Source organism: Nocardia sp. NPDC023733 (assembly GCF_040639775.1).
Taxonomy (GTDB): Bacteria; Actinomycetota; Actinomycetes; order Mycobacteriales; family Mycobacteriaceae; genus Nocardia; species Nocardia rosealba.
On sequence record NZ_JBFAAN010000002.1, the window covers coordinates 601,360 to 624,838 of the forward strand.

Here is a 23,479-nt window from a genome sequence, read left to right on the forward strand (position 1 = left end):
CGGAACGGGACTGTGATCGGATTGCTACGCGGTGATCGGAGCCGTCACCGCGCCTGCTGCTCGCACCAGATCGGCGGGCGCGAGCTCGATCTCCAGGCCCCGTTTACCCGCGCTGCACAGCACCCGATCCCACTCCAGCGCCGAGGCGTCGACCACGGTTGCCAGCCTTTTGCGCTGCCCGAGCGGGGAGACCCCGCCGAGCACATATCCGGTGGTTCGTTCGGCCTTGGTCTTGTCGGCCATGCCGGCCTTCGGTGCACCGAGCGCGGCCGCGGCGGCCTTGAGCGACAACTTGGCGGGTACCGGAAGGACCGCGACGGCCAGCGCGCCGGTGGAGAGCTCGATCACCAAGGTCTTGAACACCTGTGCCGCCACCACGCCCAGCGCGTCGCCGAGCGCGTCGACAGCTTCCGCGCCGTAGGAGTCCGCACGCGGGTCGTGGGCGTAGGAGTGGACCTCGTGCGCGATTTTCGCAGCGGTAAGAACCTTGATCGCGGGCGTCGACGCGGCAGCCATGAGCACACCCTAAAACCGGCCGATCGGGAACACAGCCGGGGGAGTGCCTGTTGCACAGCAGTGACACCCCCCGAGACAACGTGAGGAGAGATAGTGACACTGCTGCTCGAGGAGCGTCCCCTCGCGTCGGGGGACGTGCGATTGCCCATCGACACCGTGCTGCCGGTAGATTCGGTGGCTACGGCGATCGAAGGGATTGGTGTGACGAGCGACGATGACGTGGTGCCTACCGAGGCGTCCGGCGCGCAAGTCGACGAAGCCGAGCTGGCGGCCCGGTTCGAGCGCGACGCGCTGCCGATGCTCGACCAGCTCTACGGCGCCGCCCTGCGGATGACCAGGAATCCGGCCGACGCCGAAGACCTGGTGCAGGAGACGTACGTCAAGGCGTTCCAGGGATTCAAGTCCTTCAAGGAGGGCACCAATCTGCGTGCCTGGCTGTACCGGATCCTGACGAACACCTACATCAACTCCTACCGCAAGAAGCAGCGCCAGCCCGCGCAGTACCCGACCGACGAGATCACCGACTGGCAGCTGGCCGCCACCGCCGAGCACAGCTCGACCGGTCTGCGTTCGGCCGAGGTCGAGGCCCTCGACGCCCTGCCCGACGACGAGATCAAGGCCGCGCTGCAGGAGTTGCCGGAGGAGTTCCGGATGGCGGTGTACTACGCCGACGTCGAAGGCTTCCCGTACAAGGAAATCGCCGACATCATGGGCACCCCGATCGGTACCGTGATGTCGCGGCTGCACCGCGGCCGCAAGCAACTCAAAGGTCTGCTCGCCGGGGTGGCGCGCGACCGTGGATTCGACCGTGGGGAACGCCAGGAGGTTTCGAAGTGAGCGACCCCGATATGGAGATGGACTGCACCGCCGTACTCGCGGATGTGTGGCTCATGCTCGACGGTGAATGCGACGAGGCCACCCGCGCGCGGTTGCAGGAACACATGGACCACTGCAGCCCCTGTATCGAGGCCTACGGCATCGAGGAGAAGATCAAGGGTCTGCTCAACCGCAAGTGCGGTGGTGAGCACGCGCCCGAAGGTCTGCGTGAACGGCTGAAGGTGGAGATCCACCGCTGCATCACCGTCACCAGGGTCGAGTCGACCGAAGGCTGACGGCAGCGAAAAAGGGGCACCCGACGGGTGCCCCTTTTTCGTGTCCCGAGCCTGGCTCAGGCGTTGGGCCGCTTGCCGTGGTTGGCTGCGTTGCCCTTACGGCTGCGCTTCTTACGTCCGCGCTTACCCATAGGTAGCTCCCTTCTCTGGGTCCTCCCCGCCGCAGCGCGGAGCACAATCTGATCGAGAGCCATTGTTTCACGTGTGGTTGGCTGTAGCTTCGGCGGATACGGCCACGGCCGCGAGCGCGGTGGCCGACACGACTACGAACGGGGTGTCATGGTGGAAGAAGTGCGCGCGGAGATGGTCTCCACCGTGCTCGCTGTCGAGGTGGCGGTGGGTGATCACGTGCACGTCGATCAGACCCTTGTGCTGCTCGAGTCCATGAAGATGGAGATCCCGGTGCTCACCGAGGTGGACGGCGAGGTCACCTCGGTCGACGTCACCCCTGGCCAGGTTCTACAGGCGGGCGACCTGATCGCCACCATCGCGTAAGTCACACGAGAAACGAAGCGGTAGATCCAGCGTGGCAACACTGAGCGAGCTCCTGGCCGAACACACCGACCTTCCCGGCACCGCCGTGGACCATCTGCAACGAGTGGTCGGCGATTGGCAGTTGCTCGCCGATCTGTCGTTCTCGGATCTGCTGCTGTGGGTGGGCGCAGGCCCGGTGGCAGACGGCGCCGACGTCGTGTGCGTGGCCCAGATCCGGCCCACCACTGCGCCGACGGTGCACCTCGACGACAAGGTGGGCACCACCGCGTCGCGGACCGACTTCCCGCAGGTGTTCGACGCGCTGCTCGCCGGGGCCGCCGTGCGCACCGACACCGAGGTGCGGGTGAGCGGCGCCGCGGACGCGAGCCCGGTGCACGCGGTGCGCGAGGCCATTCCGGTGCGCTGCGGGGAGGACGTGATCGCCGTGCTGAGCCGCGACGGCGACCTGCAGCGCTCCCGGGTGCGTTCCACCCTGGAGACGGCCTATGTGTCGGCCGCCGACGACCTGTGCCAGATGATCGCCGACGGCAGCTTCCCCACCCCGGAGGACCGGGCGGCCACCCATTCCAGCCCGCGCGCGGGTGACGGCTTCATCCGGCTCGATACCCAGGGGCAGGTGGTCTACGCCAGCCCGAACGCGCTGTCGGCCTATCACCGGATGGGATTGCAGGCCGATCTGGTCGGCCAGGATCTCGCGGTGACGACCCGCTCACTCATCACCGACCCCTTCGACGCGCAAGAGGTGGTGGCCGATATCCAGGCCGCGCTCGCGGGCCGTACGGGTCGCCGGATGGAGGTCGAGGCGCGGGGTGCGACGGTGTTGCTGCGCACCCTGGTGATGCGGCCGGGCGGGCAGCTGGCTGGGCCTGCGGTGCTGGTGCGCGATGTCACCGAGGTGAAGCGCCGCGACCGCGCCCTGCTCAGCAAGGACGCGACCATCCGTGAGATCCACCACCGGGTGAAGAACAATCTGCAGACCGTCGCGGCGCTGCTGCGGCTGCAGGCGCGTCGCACCGAGAATCCGGAAGCCCAAGTGGCACTGACGGAATCGGTGCGCCGGGTCACCTCGATCGCGTCGGTGCACGAGATGCTGTCGATGTCGGTGGACGAGGAAGTCGACCTCGACGAGGTCGTCGACCGGCTGCTGCCGATCATGGCCGACGTGGCCACCGTGCACACCGCGCGCATCAAGGTGCGTCGCGCGGGTTCGCTCGGGGTGTTCTCGGCCGAGCGGGCGACCCCGCTGGTGATGGTGCTGACCGAACTGGTGCAGAACGCCATCGAGCACGCCTTCGACGCGGGGCAGAACGGTACCGTGACGATTCGCTCGGAGCGTTCGGCGCGCTGGCTCGACGTGATCATCAGCGACGACGGTCGTGGCCTGCCCACCGGCTTCAGCCTGGAGAGTTCCGACCGCCTCGGCCTGCAGATCGTGCGGACTCTGGTGACCTCGGAACTGGGCGGTTCGATCGGGTTGCACCCCGGTGCCGATGTCGGTACCGACGCGGTGCTTCGGGTTCCGCTCGGTCGCCGTTCCGCACGATAGAGCTTCGAAAACTGTTGCAGGGCAACAATAAACCCGGCACCCATGGGTGCCGGGTTCTCACATGCGTTACCGGACCGGGGCTGCTGGCCCGGTAACGCCCGTCTTGTCTACCTAGACGGAGGTACGCGTACGGGTGCGCGCGTTGCGCCGCTTGAGCGCGCGACGCTCGTCTTCGCTCATTCCGCCCCACACGCCGGCGTCCTGGCCCGACTTCAGGGCCCACGACAGGCAATCGGCGGTGACGGGGCAGCGGGCGCAGACCAGCTTGGCATCGGCAATCTGCGCGAGCGCAGGACCGCTGTTACCCACCGGGAAGAACAGCTCGGGGTCCTCGTCGCGACAGATGGCCTTGTGGCGCCAGTCCATTCCTCTGCTCCTTTGCGCGGGCGCCACAAAGGGCACCTCTGGTTAGTGGATCGTTCACTTGTGCGACTCGAATGTTTCCGCACGGTTGCTTGTGAATGCTTTCACGATCACCGTAGATGTCAATAGGTCTGCGGCGCACCGTGGGGGAGATCACGCTCTAGGCTGCCCACATGGGGCACCTGCCCGGTCCTTTGTACTCGCGTCTCCGGGTTTTCGCAGCGCAACCCGGAGATTTTTTCGAGAGTTCCTTGCTCAGACCGGCTTCGGAGCCACCACATCGAGCACGCTCGGTACCGATGTGAAATGCACCATCTTGCGTTTTCCGATGAAGTCGCCATCGATTTGCAGGCCGATCTCACCGGGTGAATCGATGCGAACCGAATCGACATCGTCGATCCGAAACAGCGCGTCCGCCTTAGGGTTTCCATTCTCGCTCAGCAACTGCCGGGCGAGCAACAGGGTGCGCGTCACACTCATCGTCCCCATCGCGAACACCCCGAGTCCCGTTTCGAAGGTCGTACCGGGATTCGTGCGAACCGGACGATCCTCCAGATAGGTCCACGGGCTCGAATTCGTGACGAAGGCGTAATACACCGACTCCACCGGATCGTGTCCCGGAACGGTAACGGTGACGCTCGGTTCATGCCTGCGCGCGCGGAAGAACTGCCGAACCGTCGTCCGCAGATAGCGCGCCGGAGTGGCCTTGCGACCTTTGGCGCGGGCCGCGTCGATCGCCTCGCACACATCCGCGTCGAGGCCGACTCCGGCGCTGAATGTGAACCACCGGTCATCGGCGAGACCGAGCCCGATCCGGCGGTCCGCGTCGCGGCCGAGCAGATCGATGAGCTGGTTGGTAGCTGTCACCGGATCGGGGGAGATGCCGAGGGCGCGGGCGAACACATTGGCCGAGCCGCCGGGGATCACCCCGAGGCGGGGCCGCCACACCTGATCGTCTTCCACCTGAGGCAGGGGCAGGAAGCCGTTGATGGTCTCGTTGACCGTCCCATCGCCACCGTGCACGACGATCAGGTCCATCTCCTGGGTCGATGCCCACTGCGCCAGTTCGGCCGCGTGACCGCGATGCTGGGTGTGCGCAACGGTCAGCTGCGTCCGGCTCTCCAGGGCATGCGCGAGCAGGTCCCTGGTCGCCGGCGTGGTCGAGGTGGCATTCGGATTAACGATGAGCAGCGTCCGCACTGGGTCGAGGGTAATGCGAGCGGCCGGACACCGGTTGTCGCCCGGCCGACGGCACCCGACGACGCGTCGTCGTAGGCTTGGCGCCGTGACGGAGCACGACATGACCACAGGCGACCAGCACGACGACGGCGCGCAGGCCGAGAGCGGTATCCCGACGACGGTGCGGGTGGCCGGTGCAATCGTCACCCTCGAGGGTCTGGCCGGTGTCGGCACGGCGGTCGTGCTGATCGTGCGGGCGCTGACCGGCCACGACCAGTCGGTGGCCAGCGGGGTCGGCACCGCCATGTGGTTCATCGCGCTGTTCGGCGGGGTGCTCGCGGCCGGGATCGCGTTGCTGCGCGGCAAGCGCTGGGGCCGGGCCATCGCGGTCATCGCGCAGATCCTGTTGCTGCCGGTCGCCTGGTCGTTGCTGACCGACTCGCATCAGCCGCTGTACGGCACCCTGCTCGCCATCGTCGCGCTCGGCGGCCTGGCCGCCCTGTTCGCACCCGCGTCGAGCCGGTGGATGGCGCAGGACTACGGCGAGCTGCCCGAAGAGCGTTAGCCGGTCCTCGCGCGCAGCGCCTGGCGGCACAGGTGGTCGGCGGCGCGAGTCGTTTCCGGTTGCCGGTAATTCTTCGTGAGCGCGAGCACTTGAGCGCAGGCGGTGTCGAGGTCGACGAGATGACCCACCGAGACGAACAGTGGTTTCACACCGTCCCTTGTGCGCAGTGCGCGGCCGACGATCTCGCCGTCGATCGTCACCGCACTGCTGTCACCGCGTCGCGGCCCGGGTTCGCCGTATTCGCCCCACACCGATTTGGCGACACCGATCGTCGGAATTCCCGTCAGCAATCCGACATGACAGGCGAGGCCGAATCGGCGCGGATGTGCCCGGCCCTGTGCGTCACACACGAGCAGATCCGGTGTGCGCGTGAGTTTTTCGAGGGCGGCGACGGTGGCGGGGAGTTCCCGGAAAGCGAGCAGGCCCGGCACGTAGGGAAATGTCGAAACACCGTATGCCACCGCCGTTTCCACGGTCTCCAGGGTTTGCGCGTCGAGAATTACCGCCGCCGTGGCAACGGTGCCGTCCTCGGCGTAGGCGGAATCGATTCCGGCCACTGTCGAGAATTGCGGTGGCACAGGGTTTTCGGCGCGAACCAGCGGGCGAAGCCGATCTTGCAGTGCGACGGCGTCCTCGGGTGTGGCGGGCCAATCGTGCGGTAGAGCTATGCGCATCCGATATCACCGCACCGACGCGGCGAGCGCGGACAGTTCCTTTCCCGCGAGCCGATACCCGATCCATTCGTCTTGCGCTGTGGCACCGAGGGATCGGTAGAACTCGATCGACGGCGTGTTCCAGGTGAGCACCGACCACGACACCCGGCTGTAGCCGTGCGTGACCGCCTCGGCGGCCAAGGCCGCGACCAGGGCGCGGCCGAGCCCCGTGCCGCGCGCTTCGGGACGCACGTAGAGGTCCTCGAGGTAGATGCCGTGCACGCCGTCCCAGGTGGAGTAGTTCAGGAACCAGATCGCGCACCCGACCACCTCGCCGTCGTGCTCGGCGACGTGGGCGAACACGGCGGGCGACGGCCCGAACAGGGCCGCGCTCAGCTGCGCTTCGGTGAGTGTGCACGCCTGGGGAGCCTTCTCGTACTCGGCGAGATCGTGCACGAGCCCGACCATCGCGGGCACGTCGGTTGCGGTGGCGCGACGCACGCTCAACGGAGGTCTCCTTCGGTGCGGTGAGTCAGGTTGTGGGCCCAGATCGTATGCGCCCCATGGTCGTAACCGAGAACGCTCACCGCGCCGGTCGACATCGCGAACCGTCGCCCCTCGCGCACCGCGAACTCGCCCCAGCGGGCGATCAGCACGCGGGAGAAGTGTCCGTGCCCCACCAGCACCACATCGCGGTCGGCCAGGACCGGCTCGGCGCGGTCGAGGACGTGGTCGGCGCGGGCGCTCACCTGCTCGGCCGTCTCACCGCCGGGCACCGGGTGGGTCCACACGGTCCAGCCGGGGACGGTTTCGCGGATCTCGGCGGTGGTGATGCCCTCGTAGTCGCCGTAATCCCATTCGACCAGTTCGTCGTCGACGTGGATATCGGCGAGCCCGGCCAGTTCGGCGGTCTGGCGCGCACGCCGGCGCGGGCTGGTGAAGACGAGCGGATCACGCAGGTCGAGGGACTTCACGACCAACCCGGCCGCGCGGGCCTGCGCCTCGCCGAGTTCGGTCAACGGCAGATCGGTGCGGCTGGTGTGCTTCCGTTGCGCGGACCACGTGGTTTCGCCGTGGCGGAGCAGGACCAAACGGGCGTCGGATGCGGACATGGCTCCATCATGACAGCCCGGCGGGCTCAGCCGAGTGCGTAGAGCCTGCCACCGCGTCGTTCGAAGACGGTGTCGCCGAGTACCGCCGTGCTGATCGGGTCGCCGCGGTAATCGCTGCGCTGCACCGCGATCCGGGCAACGGTCGTTCCGGTGGCGAAATCCACCGCGAGCATGCCGTCGGTGACGGGGACCAGCAGTTTGCCCGCCATCGACGCCGGGGTTCCGAGCACGTCGCGCACCGTCCAGGTGGGCTGTAATGTGGCGGCGCTCAAGGCGATCAAGGTCTTGCCGGTGAACACGTAGATCGCCGAGCCGAGCCGGGTCACGGTGGTGCGGTCGGTCCAAGGGTCGGCCAGCGCGGCGGAGGACACCTCGTTGCCGGTGCCGTCGTGCACGGCGATGCGGGCCGGTTGCGCGAGACCTGTCGCGGTGGCCGGAGTCGGCGGATAGTAGACGGCGATCTTGGCATCCGACACCGCGATCACCCGCACCTCGGCGGCGTCGGCACCCGGTGCCGTGAGCAGGCGCGAGCCGTGCTCCTCGGGTGCGGTGGCCTCCTTCGGCGACGGGGCGAGCACCGTCAGCCGGGCGCCCGGATCGTCCGGGCACCGTTCGATCACCGCCAGCCGCGACGAACTCGACGCGGCAGACCGGAGCTCACATCCATTGCGTGGCTGGGTATTCGGGTTCACGGGCGCGTCCACGTAGCCGTACTCGAGCGTGCGGACCAGATCCGAACGCCACATCTCCAGCCGGTCGGCACCGAGGGCGAGCAGATAGGTGCCGTCGCCGGAAAGCCGGATCGCGTCGTCCATGTAGCTGCTGCGAGCGATGCTGCGGCCACCGGTGTCCGCGTCGAGCATAGTGGTCTGGCTGCAACCACGCTGATCGCGGTAGGTCGCGATCACCGACCCCCACTGCGCCTCCACCCCGCACAGCGGCATGTCCCGCCGGTACCACCACCGCTGCTCACCGGTCACCGGATCGCGACCGCTCACCGTGCCTTCGTCGCCGGTGACAACCACATTCCCGGCGACGAGCGCCCGCGAACTCGCCGAGTCCGCCGCGTGCCACCGTTCGCGCAGCGTGCCCGGCAACTGCGTCGCGGCCACCACGGTTGGTGCGGGGGAGTCGGCGGTGACGGAATCGGTGCCGGTGGCGTCGGCACGCGCCCAGACGACGGCCGCCGCGACCAGGCAGACAACGGCGATCGTTACGGCGGCGATGACATCGGCACGGGTACGCCGCTCCGGAACAACCACGCCAGCGACCCTAGCTCATCCGCCTCCCCGGGGATTTAGGCCAGGCTCAGGTACGGTGAACTTTGCGTCGGCGGCCAGACGAATTCGGTGTGTCGCGGTAGCCCGTACCCGGTGAGTTACCCATGTGCTGGACTGCTGCTCCGGGGATTTCGGCCAGATTCAGGTGCGGTGAGGGTTGCTTCGGCGGCCAGACGGGGTAGCGGGTCACCCTAGCCCGTCCCCGGTGAGTTACCCATGTGCTCGCCTGCTGAAGGTAGTGGGCACTTATGCCGGGTGAGTACGCGAACGGCCCGCCATCTGGTGATGACGGGCCGTTTCGGGTGGTGCTGGGTGCGGTCAGGCGTCGACGGTTACCTGCGTATCGGCGCTGGTGTCCGCGGGCTTGCGACGGCGGCGGCGGCGAGCGGGCTTGGGCTCGGCGTCGGAATCGGTCGCCTCGGCGGGGGTCGAATCGGCCGCAGCCGACTCGGTGGTGGCCGATTCGGTCGGTGTCGACTCGGTGGGCGCCGAATCAGTGGCCGACTCGGTGGTCGCGTCGGTGCCCTCGGCGGGCTTGCGGCGGCGGCGACGGCGGCGGGCCGGCTTGTCGCCTTCGGCGGTGTCGCTCGCGTCCGACGATTCCTCGGTGGTGGTCTCCGAAGCGGTCGTCTCGGCGGACTCGGCCTTGCCGCCACGGGTGCGGCGGCGGCTGCGCGTGGTCTTGGGGCGCTCGGTGCGCTCCACGACGACCGTGTCCTCGTCGCGCTCCGGCTTCGGCTTGCGGACCACACCGGTGATGCCCTCGGGGATGCCGAGGTCGGAATACAGGTGCGGCGAGCGCGAGTACGTCTCGGCGGGATCGGCCATGTTCAGGCCGAGCGCCTTGTTGATCGACTCCCAGCGGTGCAGCTCGTCCCAGTCGATCAGGGTGATCGCCACGCCGGTGCGACCCGCGCGACCGGTGCGCCCGATGCGATGGACGTAGGTCTTCTCGTCCTCGGGGCACTGGTAGTTGATGACGTGGGTGACGTCGTCGATGTCGATACCGCGCGCGGCGACATCGGTGGCGACCAGCACATCGATGGTGCCGTTGCGGAACTTGTTGAGCGCCTTCTCCCGGGCCACCTGGTTCAGGTCGCCGTGCACGGCGCCGACAGCGAACCCGCGCTCGGCCAGATCGTCGGCCACCTTCTGAGCGGTGCGCTTGGTGCGGGTGAAGATCATCGTCGCGCCACGGGACTCGGCCTGCAGCACGCGGGCGACCAGTTCGGCCTTGTCCATCGCGTGCGCGCGATAGACGAACTGCTTGGTGCGGTCGTGCACCGCGGAATCATTGGCCAGCTCGGCGCGGATGTGCGTCGGCTTGGTCAGGAAGGTGCGGGCGAGAGTGATGATCGGCCCGGGCATGGTCGCCGAGAACAGCATCGTCTGACGCTTGTCGGGCACCATCGTGAGGATGCGCTCGATATCGGGCAGGAAGCCCAGGTCGAGCATCTCGTCGGCCTCGTCGAGGACGAGCACGCCGATCTTGCCGAGGATCAGATGGTTCTGGTTCGCCAGGTCCAGTAGTCGACCCGGGGTGCCGACGACCACGTCGACGCCCTTGTTCAGGTCGGCGATCTGGGAGTCGTAGGGGCGGCCACCGTAGATGGCAGCGACCTTCAGCGGGCCCTGGTGGTTGGTCAGGTACTTGCTCGCGTTCTCCAGGTCCTTGGTCACCTGGATGCACAGCTCGCGCGTGGGCACGATGACCAGCGCGCGCGGCGTGCCGTCCAGCGGGGTGGTCCCGGTGTCGGCGGTCGCGATGCGGTGCAGCAACGGCACACCGAAACCGAAGGTTTTACCCATACCGGTGCGGGCCTGGCCGATGAGATCCTCGCCGGCCAGTGCCAGCGGCAGGGTGAGTTCCTGGATCGCGAAGGTGCGTTCGATACCGATCTCGCCGAGCGCGCGCACAATTTCGGAGCGCACCCCCAATTCGGCGAAACTCGGCGGCGTGTGGGTGTCGTCCAGTTCGGCCGTCAGCAGGGTGTCGGCCACACCGGGTTCCTGTTCGACAGTGATCTTGCTCAGGGTACGTGCCTTCCTCGTCATTGCATCTCGCACGCACGAGGTGGGGCGGGCCGGTCGGCCCGCGACGACCACATATCCGCCTGTGATACTCGCCGGGCCAGCGCCGATCGCGTCTGCGTCATCGGCGCGGCACATCGGTGATACGGATTCGGTGCGCGCACATTTTCCTGGTCAACGCTGCCGGGTGGCGCTGTGCGCCGTGGTGTGACGCGCCCGCGAAGTGTGCCGGGGCTACGAAACTAGCGTTGTCCACAGTGATTGTAGCGTGATATTCTGCGCAATCCGAATTTCACGCCGTTCAGGTGTCGTACGAAAAACGAAATCGCCGCCGGTCACACCCGCATACACGGTGCGTCGCAGTGCAATTCACCGTTTCCGGTTTTCGCGCGTGTCGCGGATGTAATAGAGGTCACTGTAACCGGCGGTACCGGGATGTGAGAGATTTCTTGTCGTGAGCATCACCGACACCGTCACCACCGCCGCGCGTAACGCCTGGGCGCTGAGCTTCGGCGCGGGCATCGAGGCACCCGACCCCGCGCCCTCGACCGTGCTGTGGGACGAACCGCACCGCTTGCTGCGTCGCTACGGCACCGAAAGCGACTCCGCCACAACCGATTCCGCGGTGCTGCTGATTCCGCCGCTCGCGGCGCCCGCCACCTGTTACGACCTGCGCCCCGACCAGAGCCTGGTTCGCCACCTGGTGTCCACCGGCCGCCCCACCTACCTCATCGATTACGGCGACATCGGCTTCGCCGATCGCCGGATGGGTTTCGAGGACTGGGTCACCGACATCCTGCCCGAGGCGATCCGCCGGGTCAGCGCCGATCGCGGTGGCGCGCCCGTCGACCTCGTCGGCTGGTCCATCGGCGGCATTTTCGCCCTGCTCACCACCGCCGCCAACGCCGATCTGCCGATCCGTTCGGTCACCGGTGTCGGCCCGCCGCTCGATTACGACAAGATGCTCGGCATGCCGCAGGTGCGCGCGGTCGCCCGGATCACCGGCGGCAAGGCGGTCACCAACGTGGTGCGGGCCGTCGGTGGCATCCCCGCGCCGCTGACGAAATTCGCCTACCGGGTGGCGGCGTTCGACCGCGAACTGGCGCGGCCGATGTTCATCGCGGGCAATATCGCGCGCACCGAGACGCTGGCCCGAATGGAATCCATCGATCGGTTCCAGGCCGCCATGCCCGGCTACCCCGGCCGCTTCTACGGGCAGCTGTGGGGCCGGTTCATCCTGGCCAACGACATCGGCAAGGGCCGGGTGCACCTGCGCGACCTCACCATCGACCTCGCCGAGGTGCGGGTGCCGGTACTGCTGTTCGGCGGCACCGCCGACGTCATCACGCCGAAGGCCGCTGTCGAGGCCGGTTTGCGCACGCTCACCGGGTCGCCCTCGGTGACCTACGAGGTCGTTCCCGGCAGCCACCTCGGCATTCTCACCGGACCACAGGCCCGCGACACCACCTGGACGCATCTGGACAAATTCCTGGCCGATCGCGACTGATCCGCGATCGCGACTACGATTGGTGGTCATGGGAGCCCAGACCTCTGCCGCGCCGGAAGTTTTCTCGACCGCACCGCTGTCCGCCGACCACCCGGGGGTGACGGAGCTGTTCGCGGTCCTCGCCTACGGCGAGCTGTCCGCGTTCTATCGGCTCGCCGAGGAAGCCAAGCTCGCGCCGTCGGTGCGCGGACGAGTGGCGGTGGCCAAGATGGCGGCCGCGGAGCTGGCGCACTTCGAGGCGCTCGAGGCGGCGCTCGGCGCGCGCGGGGTGGACACCGAGCGGGCGATGGACCAGTACCAGGGCGCGCTGGACTCCTACCACGCCTCCACCGACCCGTCGACGTGGCTCGAGTCGATGGTGAAGTTCTACGTGGGTGACGGCCTGGCCGCCGACTTCTACACCGAGATCGCCGGCGCGCTCCCCGCCGAGGTCGCCGATGTGGTGCGCGACGTGCTCGCCGAGACCGGGCACTCGCAGTTCGTGGTCGAGGAGGTCCGCAACGCGGTCACCGCCAGCCGGTCCGAACGCGACCGGCTCACCCTGTGGGGTCGCAGGCTGCTCGGTGAGGCGATCACCCAGGCGCAGTACGTGATGGCTCAGCGCGACGAACTGGCCGAACTGGTGCTGGCCGCCACGGGCGACCTCAACGGCATCGTCTCCCTGTTCGACCGCATGCAGGAGCGCCACGCGGCGCGCATGGCCCAACTAGGGCTGTGACCGCCTCTCCGCGACTTTTGGCCAGACTCAGGTGCGGGGGAGTTGTGGAGGCGGCAAGCTTTCCGGAGGTGGCTGGGTTAGCCCGTACCCGGTGAGTTACCCATGTGCTCACCTGCCTCTCCGCGACCTTGGCCAGACTCGGGCGCGGGGAGACCTGGGGACGCGGCGAGCTTGTGGGAAGTGGCTGGGTTAGCTCGTGCCCCGGTGAGTTACCCATGTTCTTGCCGGATCTGTCAGCCGTTTGCTGCTTGGGGGTGGATCAGGCGTAGTTCCGGTGCGCGGGCGGCGGTTTCGCGGGGGAGCCAGATGACGATCTGCTGATCGTTCTCGGCGGACAGTGTCTGCACGGTGAAGGTGAGGGTGCCTCGGGTGGGGTGTTCGAGGCCGAGCAGGCTCGGTAGGTTCTCGGCGAGGCGGTGTGGTTGCCAGCGGCGGGCGAATTCCGGTTCGGTGGTGAGGAATTCGATGGTGGAGGCGATGCTCTCGTCTTCGGGGCGGCGCAATCTCGTGCGGGCCAGCTGATCGGCGAGGAGGTCGGCGTATTGCGGCCAGTCGGTGATGGTGGTGCGTGCCAGTGGATGTCGGAACGCCCAGACCGCCAGGTTCACCTGCTCGGGATCATCGAGCAGGCCGAGGGGGGCGACGAGGTCCTCCCAGGAGTCGTTCCACGCGAGCACATTCGCGCGCGGGCCCAGGGCGAAGGCGGGGGTGGGGGTGAGGGCGTCGAGCACGGCGGTGAGCGCGGGCGGCACCTGATCGAGCTTCGGGTCGAAAGCCGTACTGGGGCAGCGCGCTTCCTTGCTGGTGGTCAGTGCCAGCCAGCCGAAGTGGGCGCGTTCGGTGTCGTTGAAGCGCAAGGCGGTGGCCAGGGCGTCGACGACGGCCGGGGAGGGGTTGCTGTCGCGGCCCTGTTCGAGTCGGGCCAGGTAGTCCGCGCTCACGCCTGCCAGCACCGCGACCTCCTCGCGGCGCAGTCCCGGTGTGCGCCGACGACCGCCGCCGGGCAGGCCAACGTCTTCGGGGCGCAGTTCCGCGCGCCGGGCGATGAGCAGTTCGGCGAAGGTCGAGCGGGCTCCAAGCTGGTCGGGCATTGCTCCATCCTCCCTGGTCCTGGCTCTGACAGCCTGGCCCTGACAGGTCCAGGATAACGGCGGTCTGGTTAACGGACCACGGTCCGGTCAGGCTGGACGCATGACTTCTTCGACACAGACACAGCAGCTGAAGGCCGGATCCTGGACGCTGGACCGCAGCCATTCCTCGGTTTCGTTCACCGTTCGCCACCTCGGCATCGCCAAGGTGCGCGGCGGCTTCACCCGGTTCGAGACCGAGTTCGTGGTCGACGAATCCGGTGCCGCCACCATCGGCGCGACCATCGACCTGGACTCCTTCGACACCGGCAACGCCGACCGCGACGCCCATGTGCGCAACGCCGACTTCCTCGATGTCGCCAACCGTCCGACCCTGAGCTTCCGCGCCACCGAACCGGTCCGCATCGCGGAGACCTTCACCGTCACCGGCGAGGCCACCCTCGGCACCGTCACCAAGCCGCTCACCCTCGAGGTGGAGTGGGGCGGCGTCGGCGACTTCCCCGACGGCTCGCGCCACGCCGGCTTCTCCGCGACCGGTGCCATCAAGCGCACCGATTTCGGTGTCGGCGGCCCCATGCCGGGCATGCTGTCGGACACCGTCAAGATCGAACTCGAGATCGAGCTCGTCGAACCCTGATCCCCGCTCGTTCGCTCACAGCGCAGGCGGGTGTGTCACCGGGGTCGGGTGGCTGCATTAGCCTGAAGAGGACAACACAGGACTCTTACGTTCGGAGGTTGGCCGTGGAGGTCAAGATCGGTATTTCGGATAGCCCTCGGGAGCTCGTCATCAACAGCTCGCAGAGCCCTGACGAGATCGAGGCGCTGGTGACCGATGCCCTCAGCGGCTCCGGTGGCGTCGTCAAGCTCACCGACGACAAGAACCGCAAGTTCCTGATCCAGGCCGCGAAAGTCGCCTACGTGGAGATCGGTTCCCCGGCCGTCGGCCGCGTCGGCTTCGCCACCGTGTAAGACGCGAAACACGAATGGGCCCGCCTTCACACCGAAGGCGGGCCCATTCTTGTCACGGACGAGACAACTGATTTCGTCAGTACATGGGTAACTCACCGGGTACGGGCTGACCCAGCCACTTCCAGAGGGCTTGCCGCCTTCGGAAATGCCCACGAACCCGAGTCTGGCCTCAAGACCCGGAGAGGCGGAACGGCACGTGCTTCAGGCCGCCCCAGGCCAGGGCCACGGTGGTGTCGACGGCCTCGTCCTTGGGGACCGGGCGGTCGGCCTCGAGCCAGTAGCGCGCCGAGAACTGGCTCGCCCCCACCAGGCCGACGGCCAGGATGCGCGCCCGGTACGGGTCGAGACCGGAGTCGTGGGCGACCAGGTCGAACACCGCGTCGACGCAGGCCTCGGTGGCCTGTTCGACCCGGCGCTGCACCTGCGGTTCGCTGGTGAGGTCGGATTCGAAGACGAGGCGGAAACCCTGCATCTCGTTGTCGACGAAGTCGAAGTAGGCGGCGACGGCGGCGCGCACCCGCTGCTTGTTGTCGGTGGTGGAGCGCAGCGCCTGACGCACGCTCGACACCAGGATGTCCACATAGTTCTGCAGCACCGCCAGATACAGTTCCAGCTTGCTCGCGAAGTGCTGGTAGAGCACCGGCTTGCTGACACCGGCCACCTGCGAGATCTCGTCCATGCCCGCGGCGTGGTAACCACGCTGGACGAATACCTCGCTCGCCGCGAGCAGCAGTTGCTGACGCCGCTCATCACGAGGCAGGCGGGTGCCGCGCTTTGCCGGGACCGTCTCCGGCACCGATCGGCGCGAGGTCATGCGGTCCACGAGGTCAGTCATCTCGGCTCTCTTTGTCGACTACACCAGGCAGGCGAATGTGCGCCCGATGTCCCACGAACGATACTCGCACAGTGTTCCCCCGGAGTATCGCCTACGGAAATGTAGTACCAGGCGGGAACGTTCGCCGGGCCGTAACCGGCGGATCTTCCCCGGCCACCCGCGTCACCGATTTGGCCACTGTGAGAATCTGGTGTGGTGACCGACCGCCCGGAACGACCATCCGGCGGCGGGCGCGATGTCGCTCGCCCCACGCAAACCACCGAGTCCGGTTCAGTGACTTCGGAGTCAGAAGGGCGGGAACTGCAGGTCTACGACCCCCTCGGGCTGTACCAACCGGCCGACCGATCGCGTCAGCCCCTCCGTGCACGCTGGGATCCCGCCGAAGCCGACACCGGCAGGCCGCGCAGCCCACAGCGCGACGCCAAGAAGCAGAGCGCCCTCGGCCGCTTCGTGTCCACCTACGGGTGGCGGGCCTACGCGCTGCCGGTGTTGCTGGCGGTGACGGCGTTCGTGATCTTCGACGCGCTGCGCGTGGCCAAGCAGCCCGCCCCGGTGGACCCGGGGTTCGGGGCGTTGAGCCCGAACGTCGCCCAGTCCGGCATCATCGGCGCACCGCCCGGCGACGGGAAGTTCCCCGCCGACCTGCCGCTCGGCGCGCTCCCCGAGGGCGGCGCGTTCGTCGAGCGCGGCGCGGGCACCTGGCATGTGGTGCCGGGCGCGGGCCCACAGGTCGGGGCGGGCACCGAGCGGGTGTTCCGCTACACCGTCGAGGTGGAAGACGGCATCGACACCTCGGCCTACGGTGGCGACGTGGCCGTGGCCAAGATGGTGGAGACCACCCTGGCCAACCCCAAGAGCTGGACCAAGGACCCCAAGTTCGGGTTCCAGCGCATCGACGTCGGCGAACCCGACTTCCGGCTCTCCCTCACCTCCCGCGAAAGCACCCGCGCCGCTTGTGGATTCGAGATCCCCATCGACTCGTCGTGTTACAACGCGAGCATCGACCGGGTGGTGCTGTCGGAGGCCCGCTGGGTGCGCGGCGCGCTCGCCTTCGACGGCGACATCGGTTCCTACCGGCAGTACCTCGTCAACCACGAGGTCGGCCACGCCATCGGCTACCACGGCCACCAGCCGTGTGAGACCGAGGGCGGCCTGGCGCCGATCATGATGCAGCAAACCTTCGGCACCAAGAACAACGACATCGCCCTGCTCGACCCGCACGGTGTGGTCCCGCCCGACGGCAAGACCTGCCGCTTCAACCCCTGGCCGTACCCGCGCGGCTGACAGCTCCGCCTGTGCGAGACCATGGGCGGGAAGAACAGTACGGCGGGCAGTGTTGTAGATACACACGGCCATCGGTTTGCGGCCGCCTTGATCTGGACTGACCAGAGGGTGCGACGAAGGAGCGCCCGGCGGGAGGGAAGATCAAGGGAACAGGCCGCAAACCCGCGGCGCCAGCCGCTAGTGAAACGGAGTTCCGAAGGTGTCTTTCAACGGGTCCTTGCCGCCGCTCGTCGAGCCTGCGGCGGAACTGACCAAGGACGAGGTCGCGCGGTACAGCCGCCACCTGATCATCCCCGATCTCGGTGTCGACGGTCAGAAACGGTTGAAGAACGCCAAGGTGCTCGTGATCGGCGCGGGCGGTCTCGGTTCGCCCGCCCTGCTGTATCTGGCGGCCGCGGGCGTCGGCACGCTCGGCATCGTCGAGTTCGACGAGGTCGACATGTCGAACCTGCAGCGTCAGGTCATCCACGGTGAGTCCGATATCGGCCGGTCCAAGGCCGACAGCGCCCGCGATTCGATCCTCGAGATCAACTCGGGAATCGACGTGCGGCTGCACAAGATCCGCCTCGAACCCGACAACGCGGTCGAGCTGTTCCGCGAGTACGACCTGATCGTCGACGGCACCGACAACTTCGCCACCCGCTACCTGGTCAACGACGCCGCCGTCCTCGCGGGCAAGCCCTACGTGTGGGGCTCGATCTACCGCTTCGAGGGCCAGGTGTCGGTGTTCTGGGAGGACGCACCCGACGGGCGTGGCATCAACTACCGCGACCTGTACCCGGAGGCCCCGCCGCCGGGCATGGTCCCGTCCTGCGCCGAAGGCGGCGTGCTCGGCGTGCTGTGCGCGTCGATCGGTTCGGTGATGGTGACCGAGGCGATCAAGCTCATCACCGGTATCGGTGAGACGCTGCTGGGCCGTCTGATGGTCTACGACGCACTGGACATGAACTACCGCACCATCAAGCTGCGCCGCGATCCGGAACGTCAGCCGATCACCGAGCTGATCGACTACGAGGCGTTCTGCGGTGTGGTGTCGGAGGAGGGTCAGGCCGCCGCCGCCGGATCGACCGTCACCGCCGCCGAGCTGAAGGACCTGCTCGACGCCGACAAGGTCGAACTGATCGACGTGCGCGAGCCGGTGGAGTGGGACATCGTGCACATCGACGGTGCGACGCTGATCCCCAAGGACCGCATCCTCTCCGGTGAGGCGCTCTCGGAGCTGCCGCAGAACAAGCCGATCGTGTTGCACTGCAAGACCGGGATCCGCTCGGCCGAGGCGCTGGCCGCGCTCAAGCGCGCCGGTTTCGCCGACGCCACGCACCTGCAGGGCGGCGTGGTCGCGTGGGCCAAGCAGGTCGATCCGTCGCTGCCCGTGTACTGATCCGTACCGATCGGCCGTTGATTGCGGGGAGGTCGCAATGGGGTCGCGTGCCAGCGTGCCTTCGGGCTGTTGACGCGTCCTCAGGGTTACGGTACGGCCGTGACGTCAGTGACTTCAGTCGAACCACCCGAGCATGTGCGGGCCACATTCGGTCTTCGCGAAGTGACGCCGGTCTCCCTCGGTGACTGGGACGGTGGCTGGCGGCTCGGCGATGTGGTGCTGAGCCCGGTGGCCGATCACGCCCGCGCGGCGTGGTCGGCCAAGGTGCGCGAAACCCTCGCCGTCGACGGTGTGCGCGTCGCGCGGCCGGTGCGTGCCACCGACGGCCGCTACGTGGTGTCGGGCTGGCGCGCCGACACCTTCATCGACGGCGCCCCCGAACCCCGCCACGACGAGGTGGTGTCGGTGTCGCTGCGATTACACAAGGCGACAGCACAGCTGGAACGCCCGCGTTTCCTGGTGCAGCCGCCCGTCGCGCCGTGGGTGGATGTGGATGTGTTCGTCGCCGCCGACCGCGCCGCCTGGGAGTCGGTGCCGTTGCGCACCCTGCGCGCCGGCGGCGTGCCGCTCACCGCGACCCCCGACGGTCAGCGCAGCCTCGAATTGATCGGCCAGCTGGCCACTTTGCGCAAACCGGTGCGCAGCCCCGACCAGCTCGTGCACGGCGACCTGTTCGGTACGGTCCTGTTCTCCGGCGCGCACGCACCGGGCCTCACCGACATCACCCCCTACTGGCGCCCCGCCGCCTGGGCGGCCGGCGTGGTTGTCGTCGACGCGCTGGCCTGGGGCGGCGGTGACGACGGTCTCCTGGAACGCTGGTCCAGCCTGCCCGAATGGCCACAGATGCTGTTGCGCGCCTTGATCTTCCGCCTCGCCGTGCACGCCCTGCACCCACGCTCCACCCCGGAAGCCTTTCCCGGCCTTGCCCGCACGGCCGATATGGTCCGCCTGGTGCTGTAGGAGAAATGCCGAAAGCCGCGCCCGGTCGGGGATTCCGGGCGCGGCTTTCGTGGTGTCAGACGTTGGCGTAGGCCAGGGACGGGACCTTGTCGGCGGCGAAGGAGGTGCGCAGGTAGCACCACCAGGTGACGCCCGCCATGACGACGAAGGTGACGGCGTAGGCCCAGAAGGCGGGGGCCATGGAACCGAAGTTGATGTTGGACAAGCGAAGTGCCTGCTGCAGGATGAATCCGCCGAAGGCTCCGACCGCTCCGATCACGCCGATCGCGGCGCCGGCCTGACGACGTGCCGATGCCTGTGCCTCGGTGATCTCCATGCCGTGTTCGGCGGCGTACTTCTTGGCGGTGGCGCCGAAGATCGACGGGATCATCCGGTAGGTCGAGCCGTTGCCGACCCCGGTGAGCACGAACAGCAGCAGGAACGCGGCGAGGTAGAGCGGGAAGCTCTTCATCGACAGCGCGGTCATGATCAACGCGACTGCCACGGCCATTCCGGTGAAGACCATGACCGTGATGCGCGCGCCGCCGACCTTGTCGGAAATCCACCCGCCGACCGGGCGGCTGAACGACCCGACGAGGGCGCCGAGGAAGGCGAGGTTACCGACCGTGCTGATCCAGCCGATCTGCGTCAGGTGCGGGAAGTTGGCCTTGATCAGGGTCGGGAAGGCGAATGAGAAGCCGATGAACGAACCGAAGGTGCCGATGTAGAGGAACGACATGATCCAGGTGTGCGGGTTGGTCAACGCCAGCTTGTAGGACTTGCCGTCGGCCTTGGCCGAGGCGATCGAGTCCATGTACCGCAGGGCGCCGAACGCGGCGACCAGGATGAACGGCACCCAGACCAGGATGGCGAGGGTGAGGCCGAACCGGTAGCCCGCCGCGTCCTTGGCCAGCAGGTGCGTGCCGAGGGTGATCAGCAGCGGCGCGGCCAATTGGGTCTGTGCCACACCGAGATTGCCGCCTGCGGCGTTGATGCCCAGCGCGGCGCCCTTCTTGCCTTCGGGGAAGAAGAACGAGATGTTGGCCATCGAGGACGAGAAGTTGCCGCCGCCCACGCCGGCGAGCGCGGCCAGCAGCAGGAACACCCACATCGGGGTGCCCGGCTGGTTGATGAAGTACGCCAGGCCCAGCGTCGGGAACAGCAGCATGGCGGCGCTGAACGTGGTGAAGGCCCGGCCGCCGAACTTGGGGACGGCGAAGGTGTAGGGGATGCGCAGGGTGGCGCCGACCAGGGTGGGCACCGAGGTCAGCAGCAGGGCGTTGGCGACGGCGGTCGGGTTGCCCTTGCCGAGGCCCTCCAGGAACGTGAAGCCCGCGGCGCCCATGGCGGTGACGATGGAACCGAACAGGACCCAGACGCTGAAGCCTAGGTTCTCGGCGAACACCGAGAACCACAGGTTCTTCTTGGCGGTCTTCTCACCGCCCGATTCCCAGAATTTCGGATTGTCGGGCTCCCACTGGGTGAGCCAGCGGCCCTTCTTCTCATACTCGAACGACGCGGTGTCTGTCGTCTGGCCGGTGGCGGCGATTGCGGTCATCGGCTTCCTCTCGATCGGGCGCGTGATGCGGTGTCGAGAGAAACGGTAGAAGCCGGTTGTTGCGTGACAATGGCCTCAGGTGACATTCGAGCCAACTCGGGCTCACCGAGCGATTCGCGCCGAGGTGACAGCTCGGTTACCGGGCGAAACTCAACGATCCGGGTACTCGGCGATGAGCGAGCCGAGGAAGCAGCGCGCGGCCTGCATCGCGCGCTCGGCGTCGCCGTCGATGACGGCCTGCACCAGTTCGATGTGCTCGCTGTCGTAGGCGTCGTCGGATTTGGCGGTGCGCGCGTGGATCACCTGCTCGATCACCGGCAGCAGCGAGTCGTAGAACTCCAGATACACGGCGTTGTGGCTGGCGACGACGATCGCGCGGTGCAATTCCACATCGGCGGCGATGGCCACCGGGTCAGGCTTGGTCCAGTCGCGGTCGTTGCGCTCGGCGAGCAGGCGGCGCAGGTTGGCGATATCGGTGTCGTCGCGGCGACGCGCGGCCAAGCCCGCGGCGGTGGTGTCGAGCGCCTGGCGCAATTCGAGGATGTCGCGTTCCTCGGCGTCGGCGAAGTACTTGCCGAGCGTGCCGCCCACCTCGGAGGTGGCGATCACGTAGGTGCCCGAACCCTGGCGGCGCTCGAGCATGCCCGCGTGGACCAGGGCCTGCACGGCTTCACGCACGGTATTGCGGCCGGTGCCGGTGAGTTCGGTGAGCTCGGGTTCGGTAGGGATACGGCCGCCGACCGGCCAACGGCCCGACCGGATTTCGGCGCGCAGTTGTTCGGTCACCTGGGCGATGAGGCTGGAGCGCCGGACGGGTTGCACGTGAGCCAGCGTAAGGCAAAGGGGCAGGCCGGTACCCACGCCTGACTCGTCGCTCACATTTGCTGGCGCCGATCATCGGGTCATCCTATGATTTCCCCTGTGACTCCTCCGCCCTCCTCCGAAACCTTGACCCGGCTCACCCCTGTCGATGGGCAGGTCGATGGTCGATGGGATGCGGTCGATGGTGGGAGTGCGCTCCCGAATCCGCCCGCCGAGGTCGATCAGGCGGAGTCCGAGCAGCTCACCCGCCGCTCGCTGATCGAGGGACGGCTGCTGGTTCTCGCGGCCATCATCATGTCGGCGCTCACCCTGCGTGCCGCCGTCACCGCGTTCAGCCCGCTGGCCGAGCAGATCGGTGACGACATCGGGTACGGCACCGCCATCGTCGGCGTGTTCGGCATGCTGCCGACCGCGATGTTCGGCGTCGCCGGGCTGGTCACCCCGTTCGCGGTGCGGCGTTTCGGGCTGGAGCGCACGGTTCTGCTGGCGATGCTGCTGGCCGGATTCGGTTCGCTCGCCCGCGTGTTCTCCTCCGGCACCGGCGAGCTGCTCGCCTTGTCCGGGGTGGCGCTGCTCGGCATGGGTATCGGCAATGTGGTGATTCCGCCGCTGGTCAAGCGGTATTTCGCCGATCGGCTGGCGTCGATCTCCTCGCTCTACATCGTGATGGTGCAGCTGAGCACGGTCATTCCCGCGTTCGTCGCGGTGCCGCTGGCCGAGGCGCACGGGTGGCGCATCTCGATGGGCGTGTGGGCGCTCGTCGGTTTCGCCGCGGCGGTGCCGTGGCTGGTCGTCCTGCGCGACCGCCGTGGCCGCGACAAGGCCGACACCACCGCGCTGCCGTCCGAAACACCGACGGCCACAGGCAAAGTGTGGCGTTCCCCGGTGGCCTGGGGCATGGCGGGCATGTTCGGCATGACCTCGCTCACCACCTACGCCATGTTCACCTGGCTGCCGACCATCCTGGCCGACGCGGGCGCCAGCGCCGCCTTCGGCGGCAACATGGTCGCGCTGTTCGCGCTGATCGGCCTGATCCCGGCGCTCGGTGCGCCGACCGTCGTCTCGCGCATGCGCAATCCGTTCCCGGTCGTCGTCGCGTGCATGGTGCTATTCGTCATTGCGTTCGCGGGTCTGCTGATCGCGCCGATGGGCGCGCCGCTGCTGTGGGTGGTGCTGCTCGGCCTCGGCCCGAGCACCTTCCCGATGGCGCTCACCCTCATCAACCTGCGTACCCGCACTCCGCAGGGCTCGGCGGCGCTGTCCGGATTCACCCAGGGCGTCGGTTACGTCGTCGCCTGTGTCGGTCCGCTGCTGTTCGGCATCCTGCACACGGCCACCGGTGGCTGGCTGGCCCCGTTCGGTCTGCTGCTCGTCGCACTCGGCGTGCTCCTCACCGGTGCCTGGCAGGCCTGCAAACCGCGCATGCTCGAAGACACCTGGAATTGAGCGGAAGAAAACTCACCGTTCGAGTTGCGTAATGGTGCGTTCGGGTCGATGCTACCTAGATCACACCCTCACGGGCGTTT

25 protein-coding genes are annotated in these 23,479 nt (G+C 67.8%); 13 read left to right on the forward strand and 12 right to left on the reverse strand.

Annotation, left to right across the window (positions count from 1 at the left end):
- Positions 1 to 24 precede the first annotated feature (24 nt).
- Positions 25 to 516: a Cys-tRNA(Pro) deacylase gene (gene ybaK / locus AB0F86_RS14235; RefSeq protein WP_181699528.1), complete on the reverse strand. Its 492-nt coding sequence runs from the start codon at positions 514 to 516 to the stop codon at positions 25 to 27.
- Between the two features lie 201 nt (positions 517 to 717).
- On the opposite strand from ybaK, the gene AB0F86_RS14240 reads away from it, so the two are divergent.
- The 4 genes from AB0F86_RS14240 (at position 718) to AB0F86_RS14255 (ending at position 3,669) form a co-directional block, all read left to right on the forward strand.
- On the forward strand, positions 718 to 1,353 hold the full coding sequence (locus AB0F86_RS14240) for a sigma-70 family RNA polymerase sigma factor (protein ID WP_067491716.1): 636 nt from the start codon (positions 718 to 720) through the stop codon (positions 1,351 to 1,353).
- A gap of 11 nt (positions 1,354 to 1,364) precedes the next feature.
- Positions 1,365 to 1,628, forward strand: a complete 264-nt coding sequence (gene rsrA / locus AB0F86_RS14245; RefSeq protein ID WP_067637392.1) for a mycothiol system anti-sigma-R factor — start codon at positions 1,365 to 1,367, stop codon at positions 1,626 to 1,628.
- A 279-nt stretch (positions 1,629 to 1,907) separates the two neighbouring features.
- Positions 1,908 to 2,123: a biotin/lipoyl-binding carrier protein gene (locus AB0F86_RS14250; RefSeq protein ID WP_067491718.1), complete on the forward strand. Its 216-nt coding sequence runs from the start codon at positions 1,908 to 1,910 to the stop codon at positions 2,121 to 2,123.
- 31 nt (positions 2,124 to 2,154) lie between these two features.
- On the forward strand, positions 2,155 to 3,669 hold the full coding sequence (locus AB0F86_RS14255) for a histidine kinase N-terminal domain-containing protein (RefSeq protein WP_067491462.1): 1,515 nt from the start codon (positions 2,155 to 2,157) through the stop codon (positions 3,667 to 3,669).
- A 111-nt stretch (positions 3,670 to 3,780) separates the two neighbouring features.
- On the opposite strand, the gene AB0F86_RS14260 is transcribed toward AB0F86_RS14255, so the two are convergent.
- Complete coding sequence (locus AB0F86_RS14260) at positions 3,781 to 4,035, reverse strand: WhiB family transcriptional regulator (RefSeq protein WP_022567051.1); 255 nt, start codon at positions 4,033 to 4,035, stop codon at positions 3,781 to 3,783.
- A 252-nt stretch (positions 4,036 to 4,287) separates the two neighbouring features.
- Positions 4,288 to 5,232 (reverse strand): diacylglycerol kinase family protein, encoded by a 945-nt coding sequence (locus tag AB0F86_RS14265; protein WP_181699530.1) that lies wholly within the window; start codon positions 5,230 to 5,232, stop codon positions 4,288 to 4,290.
- 100 nt (positions 5,233 to 5,332) lie between these two features.
- Here AB0F86_RS14265 and AB0F86_RS14270 point away from each other — a divergent pair, with 100 nt between their 5' ends.
- On the forward strand, positions 5,333 to 5,776 hold the full coding sequence (locus AB0F86_RS14270; RefSeq protein WP_181699531.1) for a hypothetical protein: 444 nt from the start codon (positions 5,333 to 5,335) through the stop codon (positions 5,774 to 5,776).
- On the opposite strand, the gene AB0F86_RS14275 is transcribed toward AB0F86_RS14270, so the two are convergent.
- The 5 genes from AB0F86_RS14275 to AB0F86_RS14295 form a co-directional block, all read right to left on the reverse strand.
- The gene (locus tag AB0F86_RS14275) at positions 5,773 to 6,450 is read right to left on the reverse strand and encodes an endonuclease V (protein WP_181699533.1); all 678 of its coding nucleotides are present in this window, start codon (positions 6,448 to 6,450) and stop codon (positions 5,773 to 5,775) included. The genes AB0F86_RS14270 and AB0F86_RS14275 overlap by 4 nt on opposite strands.
- A 6-nt stretch (positions 6,451 to 6,456) precedes the next feature.
- On the reverse strand, positions 6,457 to 6,936 hold the full coding sequence (locus tag AB0F86_RS14280) for a GNAT family N-acetyltransferase (protein ID WP_356985773.1): 480 nt from the start codon (positions 6,934 to 6,936) through the stop codon (positions 6,457 to 6,459).
- Positions 6,933 to 7,541: an acid phosphatase gene (locus AB0F86_RS14285; RefSeq protein WP_356985775.1), complete on the reverse strand. Its 609-nt coding sequence runs from the start codon at positions 7,539 to 7,541 to the stop codon at positions 6,933 to 6,935. Before AB0F86_RS14285 ends, AB0F86_RS14280 begins: the two co-directional genes overlap by 4 nt.
- 26 nt (positions 7,542 to 7,567) lie before the next feature.
- Positions 7,568 to 8,803 (reverse strand): hypothetical protein, encoded by a 1,236-nt coding sequence (locus tag AB0F86_RS14290; RefSeq protein WP_356985777.1) that lies wholly within the window; start codon positions 8,801 to 8,803, stop codon positions 7,568 to 7,570.
- A 336-nt stretch (positions 8,804 to 9,139) separates the two neighbouring features.
- Positions 9,140 to 10,876: a DEAD/DEAH box helicase gene (locus tag AB0F86_RS14295; protein ID WP_356985779.1), complete on the reverse strand. Its 1,737-nt coding sequence runs from the start codon at positions 10,874 to 10,876 to the stop codon at positions 9,140 to 9,142.
- Between the two features lie 430 nt (positions 10,877 to 11,306).
- Here AB0F86_RS14295 and AB0F86_RS14300 point away from each other — a divergent pair, with 430 nt between their 5' ends.
- Both AB0F86_RS14300 and AB0F86_RS14305 read left to right on the forward strand, forming a co-directional pair.
- Positions 11,307 to 12,359, forward strand: a complete 1,053-nt coding sequence (locus AB0F86_RS14300) for an alpha/beta fold hydrolase (protein ID WP_181699539.1) — start codon at positions 11,307 to 11,309, stop codon at positions 12,357 to 12,359.
- Positions 12,360 to 12,387: 28 nt separating this feature from the next.
- Positions 12,388 to 13,077: a ferritin-like fold-containing protein gene (locus tag AB0F86_RS14305; RefSeq protein WP_181699541.1), complete on the forward strand. Its 690-nt coding sequence runs from the start codon at positions 12,388 to 12,390 to the stop codon at positions 13,075 to 13,077.
- 233 nt (positions 13,078 to 13,310) lie between these two features.
- Here the strand turns inward: AB0F86_RS14305 and AB0F86_RS14310 are convergent, their stop codons facing one another.
- A complete protein-coding gene (locus tag AB0F86_RS14310) occupies positions 13,311 to 14,168 on the reverse strand; it encodes a helix-turn-helix transcriptional regulator (protein WP_225278915.1) in 858 nt (285 codons plus the stop codon).
- Between the two features lie 100 nt (positions 14,169 to 14,268).
- Here AB0F86_RS14310 and AB0F86_RS14315 point away from each other — a divergent pair, with 100 nt between their 5' ends.
- Positions 14,269 to 14,802 carry a YceI family protein gene (locus tag AB0F86_RS14315; RefSeq protein WP_181699545.1) on the forward strand — a complete coding sequence of 178 codons (534 nt, stop codon included), beginning with the start codon at positions 14,269 to 14,271 and terminating at the stop codon, positions 14,800 to 14,802.
- Positions 14,803 to 14,906: 104 nt separating this feature from the next.
- Entirely contained in the window at positions 14,907 to 15,134 is a 228-nt protein-coding gene (locus AB0F86_RS14320) for a DUF3107 domain-containing protein (RefSeq protein WP_067491482.1), read from the forward strand.
- A gap of 169 nt (positions 15,135 to 15,303) precedes the next feature.
- Here AB0F86_RS14320 and AB0F86_RS14325 read toward each other — a convergent pair whose 3' ends face one another.
- Positions 15,304 to 15,969 carry a TetR/AcrR family transcriptional regulator gene (locus AB0F86_RS14325; RefSeq protein ID WP_067985004.1) on the reverse strand — a complete coding sequence of 222 codons (666 nt, stop codon included), beginning with the start codon at positions 15,967 to 15,969 and terminating at the stop codon, positions 15,304 to 15,306.
- A gap of 300 nt (positions 15,970 to 16,269) precedes the next feature.
- Here AB0F86_RS14325 and AB0F86_RS14330 point away from each other — a divergent pair, with 300 nt between their 5' ends.
- From AB0F86_RS14330 to AB0F86_RS14340, 3 genes are all read left to right on the forward strand, one after another.
- Positions 16,270 to 17,253 (forward strand): DUF3152 domain-containing protein, encoded by a 984-nt coding sequence (locus tag AB0F86_RS14330; RefSeq protein ID WP_225279235.1) that lies wholly within the window; start codon positions 16,270 to 16,272, stop codon positions 17,251 to 17,253.
- A 199-nt stretch (positions 17,254 to 17,452) separates the two neighbouring features.
- Entirely contained in the window at positions 17,453 to 18,634 is a 1,182-nt protein-coding gene (gene moeZ / locus AB0F86_RS14335; protein WP_067637377.1) for an adenylyltransferase/sulfurtransferase MoeZ, read from the forward strand.
- A 108-nt stretch (positions 18,635 to 18,742) separates the two neighbouring features.
- Positions 18,743 to 19,594 carry a TIGR02569 family protein gene (locus tag AB0F86_RS14340; protein WP_181699625.1) on the forward strand — a complete coding sequence of 284 codons (852 nt, stop codon included), beginning with the start codon at positions 18,743 to 18,745 and terminating at the stop codon, positions 19,592 to 19,594.
- Positions 19,595 to 19,649: 55 nt separating this feature from the next.
- Here the strand turns inward: AB0F86_RS14340 and AB0F86_RS14345 are convergent, their stop codons facing one another.
- Both AB0F86_RS14345 and AB0F86_RS14350 read right to left on the reverse strand, forming a co-directional pair.
- On the reverse strand, positions 19,650 to 21,131 hold the full coding sequence (locus AB0F86_RS14345; RefSeq protein WP_356985783.1) for an MFS transporter: 1,482 nt from the start codon (positions 21,129 to 21,131) through the stop codon (positions 19,650 to 19,652).
- A 150-nt stretch (positions 21,132 to 21,281) separates the two neighbouring features.
- Positions 21,282 to 21,953, reverse strand: coding sequence for a FadR/GntR family transcriptional regulator (locus AB0F86_RS14350; RefSeq protein WP_181699551.1), 672 nt, complete (start codon positions 21,951 to 21,953; stop codon positions 21,282 to 21,284).
- Positions 21,954 to 22,247: 294 nt separating this feature from the next.
- On the opposite strand from AB0F86_RS14350, the gene AB0F86_RS14355 reads away from it, so the two are divergent.
- Complete coding sequence (locus AB0F86_RS14355) at positions 22,248 to 23,399, forward strand: MFS transporter (RefSeq protein ID WP_356985817.1); 1,152 nt, start codon at positions 22,248 to 22,250, stop codon at positions 23,397 to 23,399.
- Positions 23,400 to 23,479 lie beyond the last annotated feature (80 nt).